The following is an 18,166-nucleotide window of genomic DNA, read 5'->3' as shown; positions in this document are numbered from 1 at the left end:
TTAATCCTCAGTTTCATCCCTTTATAACAGTTAGAACTGTTTTATAGAGTATTTTGATATCTAAAATTATTGAAGCCTCTTCTATATATTTTAAATCTATATTAATTCTTTCTTCCCATAATATTTTTGTTCCTCCGCTTACCTGTGCTAACCCCGTCATTCCTGGTTTTAAATCTAATCTATGCATTTGTTCTACGGTGTATTTCTTAACTTGTCTTTCAATCGTTGGTCTCGGTCCTATTAAACTCATGTCTCCCATTAAAACATTTAGCAATTGAGGAATTTCATCAATTTTTGTTCTACGGAGAATCTTCCCTAACCTTGTAGTTCGCTCAATATCCTTTGAAGTATCAATTCTATTTTCTAGTGATTTATCTACTTTCATGGATCTATATTTCACAATCATGAATTTCTTACCATTTTTCCCTATTCTTTCTTGTAGAAAAAATATTGGTCCTGGCATTAAAACTTTGATTGCAATAGCGATAGTTAAATTGAAAGGAAGTAATATGACTACTCCAATGAGAGAAACAAGAATATCTGAGACTCTTTTAAATAATAGATATATTTTCCTACTCATTATTAGCACTTCTATTTTCTTTGTATAATTCAACAATTAAACTACAAATAAGCTTAAGTGTTTCTTCACTCATTTTTGTATCTGACGGTAAACATACCCCTTGGTTGTAAAGTCCTTCACAAATACCCGTTCCAATAAAATCATAATTCTTAAATACCGGTTGTAGATGCATGGGCTTCCACAAAGGTCTAGCTTCAATATTATGTTCTTCCAATTTCATAATCACATCAATAGGTTTAACATTTCCTTCACATATCATACAAGTTAACCAACAGTTTGATTTTGAGTTCTCAAGAATTGGCATGAAATCAATTCCCTTTAATCCACTTAAATTCGTTTTATAGTAATTATAAATGAAATTTTTCTTTTCAACTCTTTTGTTCAACACCTTTAGTTGTCCTCTACCTATCCCGGCTAAAACATTGCTTAAACGATAGTTATATCCAATTTCGGAGTGTTGATAATGCCTAGCTTGATCCCTAGATTGAGTAGCCCAAAACCTAGCTTTTTCAATTTTCTTAGGATGTTTTGAAACTAGCATACCACCACCTGAAGTTGTAATGATTTTGTTGCCATTGAAGGAGTAAATTCCAAAATCCCCAAATGTTCCTGGATGTTTACCTTCATGTGTAGAACCCAACGATTCTGCAGCATCTTCTATCAAAGTTACATTGTACTTCGTACACAGGTTAACAATTTCATTTATATGAGCTATTAACCCATATAAATGCACAACAATTACAGCTTTTGCGTTTGGATATTTTTTCAAAGCTTCTTCTAAATCAATAACAGACATATTCCACGTATCTTTATCACTATCTATAAATACTGGTGTAGCATGTTCGTATAAAATTGGATTTACTGTTGCTGCAAAAGTTAAGCTTTGAACCAAAACTACATCATCTTTTTTAACATTAGAAGCTTTCAAAGCCAAATGAATAGCAGCAGTTCCAGAAGCCAAAGCTAGAGCACAGGGAGAACCAACTAAATCCTGGAACTCCTTCTCAAATCCATCAACATTTGGTCCAAGGGGAGCAATCCAATTAGTATCAAATGCTTGTTCAACGTATTCCATTTCATATCCTTCTTCACTCATATGAGGAGAAGCCAAATAAACTCTTTTCATTATATTCCCTCTTATCTAAAAAATTTAATTATATTTTTCTTACTTATGTTAAGTTGTTTTAATTTCTCTTCAATTTCTCTCTGGTTAGTAAAACTAGAAACTACAATAGCATCAAACGTTTTGTCCAACAATACTTCATTACTACATATTCTTATGCCCTGCAATAGTTTACCCTGTTTATTAATATCATCATCAATTACTCCAATAATCCTAATTCTATCAGCATGTTCTAGTATTATTGAACCCAATAAAATTTCAGCTACTTCTCCAGCACCATAGAAATATATATTACGATAACCTTTTTTTGAAATACCTAGTACAAAACTATCAATATTCTTTTTAGCCATTTCATAAATTTTTTGAGCGGATTTAAGGAACCCAATATTTAAATACTTTTTCCTGCTGACACCTTTTCTAGTTAAAAAATAAAATACTACCTTAGAATTTACGTATTCACGTCTAACATAGTCAAGTTCCTCATAGTTCTTCAAATAACTATTAACCATAGAAACTGATATATGCAAAAAATCACTTATATACCTTTGAGTGATTTTTTCATTTTTCTCTATTAAATCTAGAATTTGAAACTCCTTGTAATTAGGAGCTGGTTTAAAGAATGTATTTGTCATTATTTACCTCGCGAATTGTTCGATTACCGAATAATTATATTCTACAATAATATTAATATAAAAACAACCTAAAAAGGTAACTTTTACAAAAAAAAGAAAGAAATAAACTAATCTATTTCTTTCCAATATAACTTCTTACATTTTCTTTAACAAATTTAATTACATCAATGTGATTTATTGTCTCCTTCAAACTAATAACGTTATCCAAAGTTTCAGTAAATCCATTATTATTCTTCTCAATGAATATCTTATTGTTTGTTGTTTTTGTTATAGTACTAGAATCAATTAACAGCTCTTCATACATTTTTTCACCAGGTCTCAAACCTGTAAATTCGATTTTCATTTCTACGTGCGGTTCTTGTCCAGATAATCGAATCATTTTTTCTGCTAAATCCCTTATCTTAATAGGTTCTCCCATATCTAATACAAACAAATCTCCACCTTGAGCATATGCTCCAGCTTGAATTACCAATTGAGATGCCTCAGGGATTGTCATAAAAAATCTAGTGATTTCAGGGTGTGTAACCGTTACTGGACCGCCCTCTAATATTTGCTTTTTAAACAAAGGAATAACTGATCCGTTAGATCCTAATACATTACCAAACCTAACTGCAGAATATTCTGTTTTTGAGTTTTGATTTAGTGACATTACAATTTTCTCAGCTATTCTTTTACTAGCTCCCATAATATTCGTTGGTCTTACAGCTTTATCAGTAGAAATCAAAACAAATTTCTCAACTGAGTAGCTATCAGATAACAATGCAACATTATATGTTCCCAAAACATTATTTTTCAAAGCTTCTCTTGGTGAAATTTCCATTAGAGGTACGTGTTTATGTGCTGCGGCATGGAAAACAACATTTGGCTTAAACTCATTCATAATTTCGTCTATTCTTGTAAAGTCTCTAACATTTGCAATTCGCACTACAATTTCAGGTTTATGTTTAACTTTGTTACTCTGATATAATCTTTCAAGTTCTTGCTGTAAATCATAAGTAGTATTCTCATACATATCTATAATTACAATTTTTGATGGATTGAACCCTCTAAGTTGTCTAACTAATTCAGAACCAATAGATCCACCACCACCAGTAACCATTACAATTTTCGAATCAATGTATTCTCGTATTCCAGTTTTTTCTAGTTGTATTTCTTCTCTACCCAATAAATCCTCAATTCTAATATCTCTAAGAGTTACATTTGAACCGCCTTCAATCATCATTTCATAAAAAGGAGGGAACAATTTAATTTGCACAGATGCACTCTCAAGAACATTTAGAATTTCTGAGACTCTTTTTTTAGACGCATTTGGAATAGCTACATAAACAATATTAACATTGTATTGCGAGATTATATGTTGAGCATCAGTTATTGTTCCTAATACCGGAACAGAATGAATTGATCTCCCTTGTTTAGTTTCATCATCATCTAAAAATCCTATAATCATACTCTCAAATTTCATATTCTTTTGAATTTCCTTCAAAACTAAGGAACCCGCACTCCCGGCTCCAACTATTAAGGCTTTCATATTTTGATCTTCGTACTCAAATAGTTTCTTAAAAACTCTTAGTATTCTATAAAACATTCTTGTTGATAATGTGAAAAAAGCTGCGATAAATAATGCTGTAAGATAGAATCCAAAAGACAAATGGTCGCTAAATATCAAACGGACTAGAAGATAAGCAATTATTGTTGCTACCACATTTGCGATTACCCCTTTTATAACTTCCTCAAATCCTGCAAAATCCCATAACGACTTATACATTTGAAACAGTTCAAAAACAACCCAATATATTAAAATAATAATTGGTAGTTCGCTAAAAAAGGAATTAATAAGTTCAACTGATATATTTAAATCATTTTTAACAAGAAGAGCTATAAAAAATGAAATACCAATAGCAACTGCATCAATAAAAAACAGTGCTATTGTCTTAATATTTAACCTCTTTATAAAATCATTTGTTCTTTCTTGTAAGAATTTCATATAATCACCCTTATTCTATTCTATAATATATACTAAACAAAAAGGTTAGCACATGCTAACCATTTTAATTAGTTCCAGTCATGTTTAAATAAAACTACAACAGCACCTATACCAGCACCCAAAACTAATCCGATAGCACTTATCATTACAACACTTACACTTGATTGATACTCAGGTGCCATCAAAGTTTTAATTACATTGCTTGTTAAGAATGTATTATATTCTACAAGTAGGATATTCGCATCATTAACAATAACTGCCAATTTATCATCAGCATCTGTAATATTTCTTTCCACAATTACTATTTCATCGGCCTGTTGTTGAGGAGTTACATTAAAATCACCATCAGTACCCTCAAGACGAGAAATTTGTAGTTCATAATACTCTATATCATAAGTTAACTCAGCAATTTCATTTTGTAATTCAACTAAATTTGCTACTAGTTCACTATAATATGTATCAACTTCAATACCTTCAACATCTAATCCAGGTATTAAAATATTATTGATTTCCCTATAATTTGTTACCAGTCCTTGAATTTCTAACCCTTTTGCAGTAGCCTTGCTTAAATTAAATTCAGCTTGCTCTACTTTATACTTATAATTAGCAATTAAATAATCCACATCTTTAGTTAAAAGGTAGTTATTAGTTCTAGTAATAATTTGTGTTAACTCAATTCTTGATAAGACATCAGTTCTTACCAAAATATCATTAAAAGTGTATCCCAATTCTGATGTAAAATTAACATCACTTCTAGGTTCCATCAATGATTCAATAGCTTTTACTTGAACATCTAAGATATCATAAATATCTAAATAATCATAATCATCATAATCTGTATCAGTAAAGTCTAGAATAGTCATTTGATGGATATATTTTCGCTCAAAATCAGCTCTAAACTGTTCTACAATTTCATTAATTAAATCTACGGATTCTTGAACACTAATACCTAAACTTCCATTATCTAAAGTAAGTCTGTAGTTAGTAGCGTAATATGTAAGTTCCTCCCCATTTTCAATAGCCACTTGAATCTGAGTCAAAACATCACTTGGTACAATTGGAGTAAGTGTCATTACATTTCTTACTTCGTTTGCATTATAACTTAACTCTTCTTCTACTAAAGCCAAAGTTATTACATGTGGTTGAATAGCTGTAGAATACTCAAATCTAGAACCATCCGGATATTCTCCATCTGCTACTCCATCCCATTGCATAGTAACAATAGTACTAACTTTAGATTGTGTACTGTCATAAATAAAACCACCAGCTGCAGCTACAACAAACGCTGCAACGGCTGCAATACCAATAATCCATTTACCTTTCCATATAACATCAAATAGTTCTTTTAAACTAATTTCTCGTTCCATACTCATTCTCCTTCAATCATTATAATGTAATTACATCCCTAAAATGTAAATTTTTTCAATTAAAAAATCGTTTTCAATACTACTGTATATTATACACAAAAACGGGTAATAATCCTAGCCTTTTTAATAAATTAAAAAGAAAGCATTTACACTAACAATGTGTAAATGCTAATTGTTTAATTACTCATAAAAAGCAAACTATAGTCTGCAGAAGAACAGTCACTTAAATTCCCTGAAACAAGAACATAGTATGTTCCTCTAGTATAGTTCCAGTAGCTCGTTACTGAGTCCTTGCTGTTTAAAATAAACGTTCTAAATATATTATGATTACTATCTAATATTGTTACTACTAAATCATCTACTTCTTCGTATGATCTTAGTGATAATTGATATAATCCTGAATCTTCAAACTCAACTTTTAGTAAATCCTTATCTTCATTATAATCTACGCATCCTTTGATTAATTCAAAAGAATAAAGTTCAGTCATTCCAATGAATGCTTCTTCATCAAAATCATCAATAAAATCATCAAATATATAATCCGAAATTACTATTTCGAAACTTTCGTCAATTTTCGTATATTCGAAAGAAACCTTCCAATAATCATCTTCTAATGTTTCGATACCTTGATCAACATTCATTGCTTCCATTACAGGTTTAAAGTCTAATTCAAATTTTACAAATCTCTCTTCTGTTGTACAAAAAGTGATTGTGATAGGTATATCAATATCATAATACTCTTTAGATGTATTACCACCTAAAGCAGTATAACCACTATCTTTGATATTATTAATAGATATATCAGCTGAATAGATGATTTTACCATCAATATTCTCAGTAGTAGCATTTTTAAAATACTCAAACACAGTATTCTCAAATTCTACAAAATTCAACAATTTCGAATCAATTTCGTGTTTGATCCAAACATCATTGTAAATATAGTTATATAACTTACCATCTTCATATTCAAATACTAAGTCTGTTGTTAATACAGAATAATCCTCTTTATCATAAACAGAAACCGCAAATGTATCATTTACGTTATCAACGTAAATGAAATTAGTATTTGTAGTACTTGAGCCTTGAATATTCTTATCTACTTCAAACTTAATTGTATAAGTATCTAAAGCACCTATTGTGTTAAAATGTGACTCTAAATTTGAGTCACCAATAATTGGTGGATTATTCTCACAACCACCTAATAGAATAGCACTAATAACACTTAAAAAAAGAATTGTAATTTTTTTCATTTCTAACACCTCATATTTAATATATAAATGTTTTAACATAATTAAATATCTTTTAATATAGTTAAAGATTAACTTGCATTTTTTACTACCTAATATGCAAATATCCCATAAAAAAATAGCGCAATTCGAGCACTATAACAGTACTCCCCATGTCCTCTATCATCCTGTTCTTTACATAACACATATGATTATACACGCATTTATATAGAAAGGCAAACACAAATGTTTGCAAGAACAATAGTGCAAGAAGATATCTCAGATTTACGAGATTTCTATCAAAATAGTCAAAATTTAGATTACTTTAATTGCCTTTTTGTAATATAATATAAATAAGGACAGCAAAGGACTACTAAAAGGTAAAAACATTCGTTTTACCTTTTTTGTTTTTTAAAATATATAGGAGGATACTATGAAAAAATTAGCAATTTTACTTATAGGTATACTCACAATAACTACTCTCACAGCCTGTAATGCAGTTGAACCAGAATTAAACGGAGAAGCAACAATTACTTTGGAAGTAGGCACTTCGTACGTTGAAGAAGGAACTACAGAAGACGATGAAGTAACAATTGCCGGTAGTGTAGATCACACTACATTAGGTAGTTATATAATCACTTATTCTTATACTTTTAAAGGTGATGATAAAACCTTAACAAGAACTATAACAGTAGTTGATACTACATATCCAGTTATTGATAAAATAACAGGTGATGACATCATCACTGTGGGTGAAACCCACATTGATAGTGGTGCTACTGCTACTGATAATTATGATGGTAATATCACAAGTGATATTACTGTTGTGAATAATGTCGATAATACAACACCTGGAGTTTATACAATAGTATATAGTGTAGACGATAGTTCAGGTAATTCTGATACCGCAACTAGAAATGTTACTGTAAATGAAGTAAATGACAATCCAATTATAACTTTATTAGGTGACAATCCACTGACAATCAATGTTGGTGAAACATATACCGACCCAGGTGCTAATGCATCAGACGATGAAGACGGAGATATTACTGATGATATAGTAATAACTGGTACTGTTAATAATAACCTTGTTGGTACCTACTACATTACTTACAATGTAGTAGATAGTACAAGTTTAGCTGCTACAACAGTTACAAGAACTGTTATAGTAATAAACCCACATGTTAATCAAGCTCCAGTTATTTCTTTAACAGGTGACTCTGAAGTTAGTATCTTAGTTGGAGAACCTTATACTGAATTAGGGGCTGACGTCACTGATTTAGAAGATGGTAATCTTTCTGGAGAACTACTAGTAACTGAGTTACTTGATACTAGTACTCCTGGTACTTATATTCTAGAATACAATGTTACCGATAGTGATGGCCTAGCGGCCACAACTATAACTAGGACTGTTCATATTGTAGAAATTATTGATGGATACATAAATCGAATCTACCTAGAACACGGTCTAGATTACGATATCAATGATGCTTTTACAGAAATCGGGGTAACTCCAGATGCTGCAGTTGTAGTTGATACAATGGTAATAGGAAGTACTTATACTTCAACTAATATGGGATCTGTCGAAATCATTGTATACGATTCTCTAAATATGAGCCAAGTATTTTTCCCAAGTAGTTTAATCCTAATGGGAGGTACCACATTTTATGCTAGTACTCATACTTTATTAGCATTTCCTGATAATTATAGAATAACCATGACTATAAATAGTCCTGGTCATTTAGATATTTCTATATATGATTTAGGCTGGCGAACACTCATTACATCAAATATTGAATCCTTTACAGAAGAAACAACATTCATTGGTGTTGAAGGAATATATCAAGTTGAGATATATCAATATCACAATACTGATGGTATTGTTCAAATTAGACTAGATATAGATGAGACTATTACAATAAGCAATCCTATTGTAATAGACATTAATAAGGAAACCACAATTTTAAACAGTGTCTATGAAACTGAGTTTGCATTTACTCAAACAATAACAGGACCTTTAGAAATTGATATATTCAGTTATTCAGACTATATCGTTGAAATTTATGATGTGACAGATACTTTGATTTTATATAAATTTGGTGGCTATCAAAATCAATTCCAACACACTGGAGTATTTGCCCCAGGTACCTATAAGATAAGAGTAATCCAATCAAATTATATCTCACGAACTCAAATACTAATCAATGATATTGATGCAATCAATAATCATGCACCTTATCAAGCTGATACACTATTACTTGATACAAACAATGAAACTCATATTCTTTACAATAATAACTGGTATCAATTTGAAATACCATCTGAAGGTATCTACAGTTTAACTGCTTTATATAATGAAGGATACCAAGTAAATTATGAAATCTTCAATGCAGAATTAGAGTATATTTATTTTAATGACGGCCAGGTATATTTATATCCTGGTACACACTACATGAAATTCATTTACAATAATGGTAAAGCAATTGTTAGAATCGAAGAAATACCAACAACTACAACTACTAACAATACATCAGATACAGCAATTCCTATTTTATTAGATCAAGACTATGATATTTACTTCAATGGTAATAATATCAATAAATGGTATGAATTTACTTTAGTTGAAGATACTATTATAATCTTTAGATCTACTAATGATTATAATAGCTTTGATATGTCACTATACTCTGGAAGTATTCTCCTAGAGTCAGATGATGGACACTATATAAAAGAATTATCTGCTGGTACATATAAAGTATTAGTTGAGGGTGAAGGAAACACTGTTTCAGGTCTCCACCTAGAAACAATTCTCCATGATAATGGTCCAAACGACAATACCACACCACAACAAGTAAATTACGTAGAACCATATGAGTATTACTATCATGGTGGAGATTATCATTATTACGAACTCAACATAACAGAAACTACACTAGTTGAAATAGCAGTTAGTTACTCTGGTTCATTTGGATATCTTGTATATGATAGTCACGAGACTATACTCTACAGTAATCGTCTCGATCACTATGAACCTAATTATATTTATTTAGAACCAGGAACATATACCGTTAGATTAGATAGTTCAAGTGAATATAACTTCATCTATTCATTAAGTTTCTATGACTCTACACATGTTTTAGATAGATATAGTTTAGACAAAAATAATCCAGTAGAAATAGATTTAAGTGATTTCATCCATTACTATGTAATCGATGAAACAAGTAATTTCTACAATTCAATAACTTTAGATGAAACAACACTTATCGATGCTTACATCAATAATCTATATGCCTTAAATGTTTATCAAAATAATACCATTGTATATCAATGTAATGATGATGATGGCCATATGTTCCCCCTTGTTTTAGAAGCCGGAACATATGTATTTGAATATATACCATATGATAAAGGTATATTCTTTGTTGATGAAATCTCTTTTGACCCAATCGAAGATATTGGTGGTACTTTGATACTTCCAACACAACTTGAATATTTAGCACCGATTACAGTTTACAATAGTGGTAATTCCTATATTGATGTTTATGAGTTAATCGTAGAAGAAGGAAGTTATTATGAGTTAGAAGACGACTCTGATGATGGTGTTGATTACTACATCCTAGATGAAGATAATAATGTTGTACATTATTTTGATTCATCTAGCAATGTTAAATTCATTGAAGCGGGTACTTACACTCTATTAGTAAATACAAAAGAAATTGTTTATGAGTTTGAGTTTGTCAATATGTCTCATAGAACTCCTGGAGTTGATTTTGCAACTGCAAAAGAACTTATCGTCGCAGATTCTACTCCTGTACTCTACGACCTATATAATGATAACTACTTTAAATTCACAATTGACAAAGATTCTTATCTAGAATTCTTATTTGATTATGATTCTGCAGTCGCATTCTATGACTCTAATTATGATCCTGTTGAGGGATACTTCTTTGAAGCAGGAACATACTATATTAGCGTTTCTCTTTATTATGAGTTTTCAGCTGATAATAGAACTCTCAGAGCAACAATATACATTGATGATTTTACCAATATGGTTTTCACCAATACTATCGGTACTGCTAGAACTTTAATTGATAGAGGCTATGAACATGGTAGAATTGTTGATCCATTAGATGAAAGATGGTATGAACTTGTAATGCCATTTGATGGAATCCTGCAAACAGAACAATCATTCGCATATGGAAGTTTTGACTTATATAATAGTGATGGTTCACTTAATACTACAGAATTTAATTACTTAACTCCGCTTTCTGCAGGAACATACTATATCAAAGCTCATGGTTTAAAAGGTAGTTATACTTTATCTGCAAGATTTGTTCCATATACAGATATAAGTCCACTATTTACCGAAGCTCAAGAACTATCAGTACAAGAAGAATCTAGATTTTGGACATATCGTGTTTCTTCAGCTGATATAGATATGTATACATTCACACTAACAGAAGAAACACTATTATATTTCCAACAATACTCTTTCACAATGAAATTGTATGATTCAGAATATACAGAAATTACTACATTATCAAGTGATGAATTTAGATTATTACAAGCGGGAACTTATTACTTAGAAGCTTCTGGTAACGGGATTGCTCATTACAATTTTAAAATTCAAAATCACACTTATATGTTAGCTCCTGATACCATAGAAACAGCTAAAAGTATATTCCTTGATTACCACTATCAATCATTTGAAGATGAAGACGGATTTATGGACTATTACACATTCACAATCTATGAAACCACGGAAATAGAAGTTAACTATATAAATGATTACTACATTTATGATAGTACAGAAACGTTAGTAACAAACTATGTCTTAACTCCTGGAGTATATTACTTAGAAATAGATAGTATCTTTGATGGCGTATATTATTTTGAGGTTAATGTTGCTCAATTGCCTGGTGGTGGAGGTCCAATTGATATAATCAATACCTATGAAACACCAGAAGAGATTATCGGAATAGGCTTCATCATTTATTACTATTCAGAATTTGATACTGATTCTGATTATTTTGAATTAACAATACCTACTGATACTTACTATCTAATCGAAACAGATGATGCAGATGCTACTCTATTAATATACGATGATTCTGATACTCTAATCTTTGATTCAACAATTACGGGAATTACTTTTATCAAACTAGATGCAGGAACATATATCTTAGAATTTACAGGTGTACTTGATGATTACTATCAACTATTCTTTGAACCACTGGAAGGTCGTGAAGTTTCCTCAGATGATCAAAATCCTTCAGAATTTGACATTAGAGAAACAATGATAGTTAATTCACCAGGTGAATATAACTATCTATCATTCACTGTAACTGAAGAGAGAACATTTGAAATAGAAGCTAATGGTGATATGTACTTAGAAGTTCATACTTCACTTCTATACAATGATATAATCTTTGATTCAAGAAGTGACTCTTATCTACATGTTGTGCCAGGAACTTATTATATTATCGTTACCCCAGATAGTTTCACAGATGTACATAACTACAATTTCTATCTAGATGAATATCTAGTAGATTACTATCCAACTAATCCAGCAGAAGCTCCTGTTATTGAATTAACAGATAAATGGCAAGAGTTATCATACTATGTTGGAACAGTTAACGATCGTTATGTAAAATTTAATATCACAGAAACAATGATCCTACAATTTGATGATATGTACGATATTGATATATTAGACGCTTCACTAGTAGTTCACCCATCAAGCACCTTAACAATTGGAACCTACTATCTAAGATTAAATGCCAATAGTGAAGTCACTATTGAACAAGCATTATATCGTGATATCTTACCTTATTATTACTCTGACACAATCCCTACACCTATTGAGTATGGCGAGTTAATTCATGCTGTCGGAGACTCATCACTATCTTACACCTTTACATTCTCACCAACAGAAGATATAACTGTCCTACCGGTCTTTTATGGTCCAGGTACAGCCAGTATCATAATTAGTACAAGTGGGGGCGAAGAACTATATATTACTAGTTGTAATGGTGGTTGTGAGAACAACCTTATGCCACTAGTACTACCAGGTCTTATGACTTATGAGATTGAAATAACTAATAGTGATGAGTTCTACTTCACACTACAAAGACTTGATGATTTTACTGAAGAAGGAGATATTCCACCACTTGCAGTTCCGATTGAAACAGATATATTGGTTAATGGTTTTATTCATCATTATTTAGATACAGATATGTTTGTCTTCACTGTAACTGAGCCAACAGACTTCACTGTTTCACTAGACTTCCCTTACGGTCTTGAAGTAACAGACTTTATGGGTGTCCCAATACCTTATTCAATGGGAGTATATTCAGCTCCTCCTGGTGAAGTATATATTACAGTTTTTGCAATAATGCCTGAAACTGGTGAATACGAGTTTATTGTCTTAACAGATTTAGTATAGCCAATACAGAGCACAAGTTAATTACTTACATAAAAAAAAGATGTTGCGAAATCGCAACATCTTTTATCTTACCCAAATAATCCTGAAAAGTTTTCGAATGTAACACTAAATACACCGAAGAACGACAATAGCCAAAATATAATATAAGCAGTAAAGAAATTTTTAAGAGTCTTATTTACTCGGTGACTAAATAGTGCCCAAATAACAAATATAACATTTAGAATTGGTATATTTAGAATTAAAATTAAAAATACCCAACCTAATACTCCAATATCTCTTCCTTTAAACATTTTAACACCTCCGTATATTTAATTATATCATAAAATTGTGAATATATTATGAATAGGGGACTCAAGAAGCTAAAAATAAAACCGCTAAAAATAGCGGTTTTTACCCTATATAAAGGAAAGAACCGGCTCTCGCCGGTCCAAGGAAGGGGATGTGTGAATAATATAATTATTCACCATGCTATGTAAGGGATAAGTTGCGACTAAGTCGCATCTTTAATATAACATAGTTTATATTATTATGCAAACCCATATGCTTATTTTCCTTTAAATTCTAGTCCATTTCTGGGCTATTAAATTCGAGATCTTGCCACAAGTAATATGTGAACAATTTCATCATATGCCAGTTAGTTTCATTAATTGCTGCTACCATTAGATCGTATGACGCTTGAGAAACTAATTCGCCATCTAACCATAGTGGTAATATCTCTTCTAATCCTACACCATCGTCATGTACTAAAGTACCGTCGATCCAGTATAGAACTACTTCAAAGTCTAGTGTAGTTAAGTCAGGTACACCTGGACTAAGTTCATCTACTGAGATAGTAATATATGACATTGATTGTTCAAATGCTGCAGAGAAATACATAAACTCAATATCTTCTAGATATACATCAGTATTGAGTAACGCTGTTAACATTGATGGATTCATTTCGTAATAATATGCATATTCTTTTAGAATTTCATATGCTTCCATTGTCATAGCGAATTTTGCAAATTCTTCAGCAATCTCATTAACATTATCTGGATTTGTTGGAAGAGTAATTTCTGACTCATTTTCAAGTGTAACAGTGAATGTTAACTCGTTAACACCTGTAAGGTCATCATTATCTTCATGAGGAACATATTCAGAATCATCTGAGATTCGTTCATACTCATCTTCAACAAGATCGTTTAAGAAATCTGTTAAATCTAATTGGAGTTCTATCCAAGTTAGATCATTAGGATCATATAAAGCATGAGCTTCAATTGAACCTAGAGTTGTTAATGTTGCAATGATTGTAGCAAAGTCTGGTTCTTCACAATCAACTGGTTCAATACAGTTCCATTCATCATCAAATGGGAATGGTAATGTTTCGAATCCTTCTAAATAGATTCCAGCTTGATCTACAATATCACTAAATAATTGTGCATAAGCAATACCGTCAACTTCGAATTCTAATAATAATTCTGCGTCTACAGTTCTTGATGGAGTTACATCTACGATATCATCTAAGTAATATTCGAGATCAATAAATTGATCGAATAAAGATAGATTGTCTATTGCGTAGTTGAAATCATCTACATAAACCATATACTCTTCAGCTGATAATACAGCAGGACTTAATATTTCTAAGAATAGAGCGATATTTGGTTCAAGTGTTAATCCAGCTACATATAGATCATATGCAGTTTGTCCATCATAAATTGCTTGTCCTAATGCTTCAAAATCAAATGTTTCAAATTCTGCTTCTAACATATCGAAATCAATAGCAACCATATTTGCTGCAATGATAGTTTCATCAAATACAGGGTTAGGTCCGATTTCTAATAAGATAGCAGTCATATGAGGATTATTCATTATTTTTTCTACGAAGAATTCTACAATTTCAGGATCTTCAGCTGTAGCAGCTGCGTGGAATTCTTCTAATACTGGATATAGAAATTCTTCAAATAAGAATTCTACATCTGTTTCATCAACATAATTCATCATGTAGTGTTGAATACCATATGCTTGTAAGTCAGCTAAGTGACTCGTACCACTGAATCCAGCTGCATTTAATTCAGCTTCATGAATTTGTAAGAAGTTAATTAAATCTTCTTCCATTTCAATTATATCTTCAATAGTCCACATAATTTCATATGTCCAATATGATTGTTCAGCAATTTCTAATAATGCTTCTCTAGTCATTCCGTCTGCTTCATATAGATAGAACTCTACAGCACCAGAAGCTTCAATAGCATTAACTAAAGCAGGTACATCAATACCATACTCTATACTTAAGTGCATACTGTAATCATTTACTAAAGTAACAAGTTCTTCAGTCATATCATCAGCATTGTTACAATAGTTCCAGTTACCCCAACATATATCATAGTTATAAGGTTCGTCTTCTAAAGTCATCATATTGTCTACTGGCCATCTATAACTACTATATTGGTGAGCATCTAAACTATCATGTAATGCTTGTTTTTCACCTATATCTAATTGCATATACCATTCATAGAATCCCATATCGCCTATTTCATCATACCATACAGATCCAACGTAAGATGTATTTGCAGTTAACCAAGGAGTAATTTCAGTTGCATACATTTCACCATAATAATCAAAGTCTTCTAATTGATTAATCTGATCTTCGCGTCCAAACCATATATATATATCTCCTTGAGCTTGCAAGAATCTATCTAGGTTTTCTACAGCCCAATCATTAGGACCATATTCTCCTTCAAATCCTGATATTTCTCTAATTGCTTCTCTTTGGAATTCAGAAGCAACATTTAACCACCATTCAAGGATTCCATCAGCTTCGATGGCAGCGATTAAAGCTGAACCATCAATTGAATATTCATCCATTAAATAAGTAGTATGATTGTTAATTAAATTGATAACATCATTTTGGAACCAATACTCGTTGAAGTTTTCATCATGGAATCTGATATGATAATCATATTCCCATGGACTATCAGCAATTCTCTCTAAAGCAGCTATTGCTGTATCGCTCCATTCAAATCCAGGATGTTCAGAAGCTTCAACAATTGCTTGTCGTTCCATTCCACTACGTGTTGTATACCAATCGAATACACCTTGAGCTTCTAAATCAAGTTGCCATTGGGGAACATCATAACCATAATGATCATAGATATAAGAAACACTACCATCTAATAAACTAGTTAAATCTGATTGTAACCAAACTAGATCAACTTCTTCTCCAAATCTTCTGAAGAACATAGAGTATTCCCAAGGGTTTGCTAATGAATTTTCTAATTCATGAACAACCCATCCGTGATATCCAACATCAATAGCGCCGTGGATAACCCATTTCTCATCTTGAGATAATGATTGCCAATAAATAACGGCACCATCTGCAGCAATTATTGCCTGCTCTGTAGCTAGAACAAATGAACCACTAGCTACTGGCCAATTTGCATCTAAGAATGTTTCATACATTCCTAAAATATTATGTAAGTCGGATTCTAACCATTCAGGATTAGCATCACTATTAAGTTTTTGATAAACCATCATTTCAGCCATTGGTTTTACAACAACTTCAATTAATGCATCAAGATCTTCTTCATCCATTGCTTGGAAGAATGCTTCTGTTCCATCTAGAGGATCTACAGGTAAGTATGGTTCCCACATTTCGGTAGTAGGGTTCCATTCTGCAACATCTAGCATAGGAAGTAGTAACTCAGCATTAAATCCTGCTGTTACTAAATCTGCTTCATTTTCTTCTAATATTTCTAGTAACCTTGGAGCTAAGTACATAGCATCAATGTGTAATAGAATGTTTTCATATTGTACACCATTAATTTGCGCTTCTACTTCAGTCCAGTTTTCTTCAATAATGTAATCAACTAATAATCCTAAATTGACATCATATTGCGATAAATCGAAACCAATTGCTGGTTCAATTAAATTCTCTTGTACTTCAATGAAGAAATCTTCTCCCATTTCACTAAAGAATAACGCAACTACCATATCTTTTAAGACAGCTAGTTCAACTACATTTTGTAGTGAATCATCTAATTCTAATACTGCCCATTGATTATCAAATCCAACCCAGTTTAAAGTTTGAATCATATCTGGATCTCCATCTGTTATTAAATCAATAAGTGGTGCTGCTTCTATATAAACATGAACACCAGTAGGCACTTCGTGTAATATTACAGAAAAATCAATTGTTACTTCACCATCAACATCAATTGAGATATCTCTTTTTACCATATCTCCATTTGTTTCATCATAAACAATACTATCAATTACTGTTGCTTCTATATAATGAACTTCATCGATATCTTCGGTGACTTCAAAACTCAATTCCGATGTCATAGTTAACGCCTCTTCAAAATGCATGTTAACTAAGGCTGTAGAAAGGAAGGTCATATCACCATCATAATTAGCTATAAGAAAATCTATAGCCACTTCTTCGGGTGTTCTTGTATCATCTAAAACACAGATTCCATCGTTCTCATGTTGCCCAGAAGGACAATTAATAGTATCGATAACACAATCTGTACCATCTCTGTGTTCCCCATCAGGACACACAGCTAAACATTCCGTTCCAACAATTTCCTGCCCTTCAGGACAAGCTGTTTGACACTCAGGAGCACTAGGGTCATCTAAGCAAGCTTGTAAATCACTTATATCCCTATTACATGCCGCTAAACCTAAAGCTAAGACAAAAGCTGCTAATAAAAGTACTAACTTTTTCAAAATCTTACACCTCTTTCTATATTTTTTTTGCTTATTCACTTCTATTCTACACCTTGTTTATGAATATTTTATGAATTATTTGGAATATCAAACAAAATTATAAAA

Annotated in this window: 9 protein-coding genes; 1 reads left to right on the top strand and 8 read right to left on the bottom strand. The window is 31.6% G+C overall.

The genetic code is table 11. The features are described 5' to 3' along the window. Positions 1–13 precede the first annotated feature (13 nt). The 6 genes from KQ51_RS03625 to KQ51_RS03600 form a co-directional block, all read right to left on the bottom strand. The gene (locus tag KQ51_RS03625; protein WP_038469016.1) at positions 14–580 is read right to left on the bottom strand and encodes a sugar transferase; all 567 of its coding nucleotides are present in this window, start codon (positions 578–580) and stop codon (positions 14–16) included. Then, positions 573–1,706: a DegT/DnrJ/EryC1/StrS family aminotransferase gene (locus KQ51_RS03620; RefSeq protein ID WP_038469014.1), complete on the bottom strand. Its 1,134-nt coding sequence runs from the start codon at positions 1,704–1,706 to the stop codon at positions 573–575. The genes KQ51_RS03625 and KQ51_RS03620 overlap by 8 nt, the downstream gene beginning before the upstream one ends. Positions 1,707–1,717: 11 nt before the next feature. Further along, on the bottom strand, positions 1,718–2,335 hold the full coding sequence (locus tag KQ51_RS03615; protein ID WP_038469011.1) for a winged helix-turn-helix domain-containing protein: 618 nt from the start codon (positions 2,333–2,335) through the stop codon (positions 1,718–1,720). A gap of 112 nt (positions 2,336–2,447) precedes the next feature. Further along, a complete protein-coding gene (locus KQ51_RS03610) occupies positions 2,448–4,319 on the bottom strand; it encodes a polysaccharide biosynthesis protein (protein ID WP_052609138.1) in 1,872 nt (623 codons plus the stop codon). 68 nt (positions 4,320–4,387) lie between these two features. Next, positions 4,388–5,686: a hypothetical protein gene (locus KQ51_RS03605; RefSeq protein WP_038469010.1), complete on the bottom strand. Its 1,299-nt coding sequence runs from the start codon at positions 5,684–5,686 to the stop codon at positions 4,388–4,390. Between the two features lie 176 nt (positions 5,687–5,862). Beyond that, positions 5,863–6,936, bottom strand: a complete 1,074-nt coding sequence (locus KQ51_RS03600; RefSeq protein ID WP_038469007.1) for a hypothetical protein — start codon at positions 6,934–6,936, stop codon at positions 5,863–5,865. A gap of 409 nt (positions 6,937–7,345) precedes the next feature. Here KQ51_RS03600 and KQ51_RS03595 point away from each other — a divergent pair, with 409 nt between their 5' ends. Continuing rightward, entirely contained in the window at positions 7,346–13,357 is a 6,012-nt protein-coding gene (locus KQ51_RS03595; RefSeq protein ID WP_038469004.1) for a DUF5011 domain-containing protein, read from the top strand. 68 nt (positions 13,358–13,425) lie between these two features. Here KQ51_RS03595 and KQ51_RS03590 read toward each other — a convergent pair whose 3' ends face one another. Next, positions 13,426–13,647 (bottom strand): hypothetical protein, encoded by a 222-nt coding sequence (locus KQ51_RS03590; RefSeq protein ID WP_038469002.1) that lies wholly within the window; start codon positions 13,645–13,647, stop codon positions 13,426–13,428. Between the two features lie 271 nt (positions 13,648–13,918). Beyond that, positions 13,919–18,061: a hypothetical protein gene (locus tag KQ51_RS03585; RefSeq protein WP_038468999.1), complete on the bottom strand. Its 4,143-nt coding sequence runs from the start codon at positions 18,059–18,061 to the stop codon at positions 13,919–13,921. Positions 18,062–18,166: the final 105 nt, after the last annotated feature.

The sequence above is a fragment of the Candidatus Izimaplasma bacterium HR1 genome, from assembly GCA_000755705.1.
Taxonomy (GTDB): domain Bacteria; phylum Bacillota_I; class Bacilli_A; order Izemoplasmatales; family Izemoplasmataceae; genus Xianfuyuplasma.
The sequence above is the reverse complement of the archived record's forward strand: the minus strand, read 5'-3'. Positions and strand labels throughout refer to the sequence as shown.

What these genes read in the sequence shown, in the direction of transcription:
- KQ51_RS03600 (WP_038469007.1), bottom strand. Translation starts at nt 6,936, where the DNA reads ATGAAAAAAATTACAATTCTTTTTTTAAGTGTTATTAGTGCTATTCTA.
- KQ51_RS03615 (WP_038469011.1), bottom strand. Translation starts at nt 2,335, where the DNA reads ATGACAAATACATTCTTTAAACCAGCTCCTAATTACAAGGAGTTTCAA.
- KQ51_RS03610 (WP_052609138.1), bottom strand. Translation starts at nt 4,319, where the DNA reads ATGAAATTCTTACAAGAAAGAACAAATGATTTTATAAAGAGGTTAAAT.
- KQ51_RS03595 (WP_038469004.1), top strand. Translation starts at nt 7,346, where the DNA reads ATGAAAAAATTAGCAATTTTACTTATAGGTATACTCACAATAACTACT.
- KQ51_RS03625 (WP_038469016.1), bottom strand. Translation starts at nt 580, where the DNA reads ATGAGTAGGAAAATATATCTATTATTTAAAAGAGTCTCAGATATTCTT.
- KQ51_RS03620 (WP_038469014.1), bottom strand. Translation starts at nt 1,706, where the DNA reads ATGAAAAGAGTTTATTTGGCTTCTCCTCATATGAGTGAAGAAGGATAT.
- KQ51_RS03590 (WP_038469002.1), bottom strand. Translation starts at nt 13,647, where the DNA reads ATGTTTAAAGGAAGAGATATTGGAGTATTAGGTTGGGTATTTTTAATT.
- KQ51_RS03605 (WP_038469010.1), bottom strand. Translation starts at nt 5,686, where the DNA reads ATGGAACGAGAAATTAGTTTAAAAGAACTATTTGATGTTATATGGAAA.